Below are 1,292 nucleotides of genomic sequence, written 5' to 3'. Positions count from 1 at the left end.
CGGCTTAGTATTGGTTTGTTGGTCAAGTTAATTATTTTCTTTCTAACGCTGCCGTCTATTGGCGATTAACCGTTGTTGTAAACTGGAGCGCAGTTCCCAATTTCTATTGAAAACGACTACTTAAAATTTTCTTTATAGAATCAATTTCTCTTTTTAAATCCTTCTTATCTAAGTATATAAATACACTGTCATTTTGGATTTTAAAGTTTCTACTATATTTTTCAATTGGTATTACTCCTATAGAAGTTTTTTTGTTTTCGGAATTAGGATAGAAGGGTTTATCCAAATCAATATATTCAGATTCTTCTTTCACTTTAAAGATTCTATTATCTGAGTTTAATTTTAATTCGAGTTCAAAAGGTTTGTGATTTTTATAAGTAACTCTTACTCTTGGTGAATAACAGAATCCTGTCATTTCACCTAATGAGAAATAACCATTTTCATCTGTAGAAGAAACTAATTCTTTATCAATGATTTCAATTCTAGCATCTTCTATGGGTTTTCCAGTATTACTAGATAAAATTTGTCCCTGAATTCCAACTTCACAATCGCAAGCGATAAATAAATATGATATTAATACGAGGATAATTCTTTTGTTCATTAGGACAAATAAAAGTTAGAAAATCTTATTGAATGCATTCAAAACCGCCTTTGTATTCAAATATTTCTGTTCTAGGTTCAACATTCTCTCTGGACAACAAATCACCTGGTACGTAATCTGACTTGATTTTTAAATTATAGTATCCTTTTAAATTTTTAATACCATCCTTAAAAGGATTTTTATTCAATGTCAATTTAAAATTTTCAATATGAAATTCGATTGAGGATCCATCTTCTACATCATCCCAGGTATAGTAATCTATTTCGCAAATTTCCAATTGCTTATCTATTTTAAATGAAACATGTATTCCATTATATCCTGTCTTTGATTCGTTCTCAATAAACAAAGTTTGATTGTCAATAAAGTTTATCCTCGCTAAACCTTCTTCAAATAGGTTAGTGGATTCTTTACATTGATAAAAATTAGCATATAATTTGTGATTAAATTTAGCACTGTTTCTATCAATCATTAATTCTTGGGAAAAAGTATTCGAAGCTGTTAGTATTAATAGAAAAATAATTTTTTTCATAGCTTGAAATTTTAAACAATAAGTTTCAAATAAAAGTAGGTAAAATTGAATCAGTTTTGAGCGAAAAATCATCTGGCGCTCTTGTTTACAACGGTTTCGAATAATCGTCAGTTGTGGTTGAAGGTATTCGGATTAGTCCGCTTAGGTTTTTGTTTCCTGGTT

General features: G+C 28.9%; 2 protein-coding genes. Both read right to left on the bottom strand.

The window, feature by feature from the left end:
- Window positions 1-103: 103 nt before the first annotated feature.
- A complete protein-coding gene (locus ACSHZO_RS15855; RefSeq protein WP_298248427.1) occupies window positions 104-601 on the bottom strand; it encodes a hypothetical protein in 498 nt (165 codons plus the stop codon).
- Between the two features lie 25 nt (window positions 602-626).
- Entirely contained in the window at window positions 627-1,130 is a 504-nt protein-coding gene (locus ACSHZO_RS15850) for a hypothetical protein (RefSeq protein WP_298248428.1), read from the bottom strand.
- Between the last annotated feature and the right edge of the window lie 162 nt (window positions 1,131-1,292).

Origin of the sequence: Christiangramia sp. 3-2217-3z (assembly GCF_051195275.1) — a bacterium.
GTDB classification, from domain to species: domain Bacteria; phylum Bacteroidota; class Bacteroidia; order Flavobacteriales; family Flavobacteriaceae; genus Christiangramia; species Christiangramia marina.
The sequence above is the reverse complement of the archived record's forward strand: the minus strand, read 5'-3'. Positions and strand labels throughout refer to the sequence as shown.